Raw genomic sequence first — 1,914 nt, 5'->3', positions numbered from 1 at the left:
CGGGGTCGGCGGGGTCGGCGGCGAGCTGGCCGGCCTCGGCGGCGGGGGCGACCTCCGGCGAGGGGCTCTCGCTGGGCGTCGCGTCGGCGGACGGGGCGACGGACGGGGTCACGGGCACCGTGGACGGGGCGGTGGCGGGCGGCGGCGAGGACTCGGGGAGTTCCGAGGCCTCGGCCGGCTCGTCGCCGCCGAGCGCGGCGAGCAGGTCGGGTGGGAGCGGGGCGACCGGTCCCGGCGTGGGGAGGTCGTAGGCGCTGAGGAAGTCACCGAGGCCGGGGGCCCTCCCGCCGCCGAGGCGGTAGTGCAGGTAGGCGACCGGGGCGCCGTCCGAGGTGTGGGTGTAGACGGCGCCGACCGGGACGTAGAAGCGTCCTGCGCCGGGGTGCTGGGAGGGGTGCAGGCCGGCCAGGCGTTCGGCGCGGTCCCGGTCGGTCTCGCGGCCGGTGCGGCCGACGGTGAACGCGTTGACGCCGCGCACCACGAGGGCGGCGGCGACGGACACGCAGAGCACCAGTCCGACGGCGACGGTGCGCCGCAGGACCGGTCGGCCGTGCAGGGCGGGCCAGGAATCGGTCACCATGCGTTCGGGCGGGATACCGTCCACGGTTGTCTTGCTCCCCCGTTCGATCAGGGCGCTCGATCGGGACGTCCGGCCGGTACGCCCGGCCCGGACGCTCGATCGGCACGTCACACTCTGCTCGACGTGGGACCGTAGCCGAGAGTTCCTCAGCCCAGGTAGGCGGGGGCCACCGCGGCCTTGGTGACCTGCTGCGCGCTGCCCGAACCGTCGGCCGCGACGGTCCACAGGTCGGCACCGTAGTCGCCGGGCAGGGCGTACACCAGGGTGCCGTCGCCGGACCAGAGCGCCTGGTCGTCGATGTTGCGCTGCTCGGCGGTGGCGGTCTCGGTCATGGTGGCGAGGTCGAGCACGTAGAGCCGCCACGGGGCGTCGACGGGCAGGCCGGGGACGCGCTTCTTGTACGCGACCCGGGTGCCGTCCGGGGAGAGCGAGGGGCACTCGACGTTGTCGTGCAGGGTGGTGAGGGTGCGGGCGGCGAGGTCGCCGCGGACCAGGTGGGTCCGGCCGGCGCTGGCGAGGGTGGCGTAGAAGGTGTTGTCGTCGGCGAAGGTGACGCCCCAGATGTTGACGTCGTGCGCCTGGTACGGGTGACCGTCCAGGACGACCGCGAAGTCCTCCAGGTTCTCCCGCAGGTTCCAGTCCCTGACGTCCACGATCGAGGTGCGGGTGGAGAAGTCGCTGCCCGCGTACGAGTCGCCGCTGACGAAGACCGTCCAGGCGGCGAGGTGCCCGGAGGGCGAGACCCGGGAGCGGGTGGGGATGCCGGCGGCGGGGAAGGACCGGAGTTCGCGCAGGTGGTCGTCCAGGACCACGGCGCGGTAGGTGTCCTCCAGCGCGCCGTGCTGGGCCTGGAGGCAGATGCCGGTGCCGGCGGCGGCGTGGAAGCGCAGGCACTGGACGCCGGAGGCGGTACGCGGGCCGTCGGGGCGGTCGGCGGGGACGGTGGTGATCTCGTCCCGGTGCGGGCCCCAGGCCATGTTGCGGAACAGCAGCTGCCGTCCGTGGGCGGACGCCCCGAGCGACACGGCGCCGGAGGCGACCTCGGGACCGCCGGGCTGGACCTGGTCCCGCCGGGCGGTGCGGTCGGCGGCGTGGAGCACGGCTCCGGTGCCGACCGCACCGAGCAGCACGACGGCGACCAGCAGGATGATCACCCTGGTCCGGTTCTGCGGGTTCACGGCTTCTCCTCGGCGGCGGGGGCGGGTTCGGACGTGCCGGTGACGGGCCCGGCCGCGGTTCCCGGTCTCCCGTCACCGGCGGCGGCCGCATCGGCTTCGGACGGGCGCAGCACGGCCGCCGCGCCGAGCACGCACAGCGCCAGCGCCCCCGCCGAC

The 1,914-nt window shown here is 75.4% G+C and carries 1 protein-coding gene and 1 pseudogene; both read right to left on the bottom strand.

Going from position 1 to position 1,914, the window contains the following annotated elements; genetic code table 11:
• Window positions 1-580, bottom strand: a pseudogene (locus BU198_RS15080) (hypothetical protein); the annotation flags it as partial.
• A 146-nt stretch (window positions 581-726) separates the two neighbouring features.
• Window positions 727-1,758: a TolB family protein gene (locus BU198_RS15075; RefSeq protein ID WP_188296422.1), complete on the bottom strand. Its 1,032-nt coding sequence runs from the start codon at window positions 1,756-1,758 to the stop codon at window positions 727-729.
• Window positions 1,759-1,914: the final 156 nt, after the last annotated feature.

Origin of the sequence: Streptomyces sp. CBMA156, from assembly GCF_014596515.1 — a bacterium.
Classification (GTDB): domain Bacteria; phylum Actinomycetota; class Actinomycetes; order Streptomycetales; family Streptomycetaceae; genus Kitasatospora.
The sequence above is the reverse complement of the archived record's forward strand: the minus strand, read 5'-3'. Positions and strand labels throughout refer to the sequence as shown.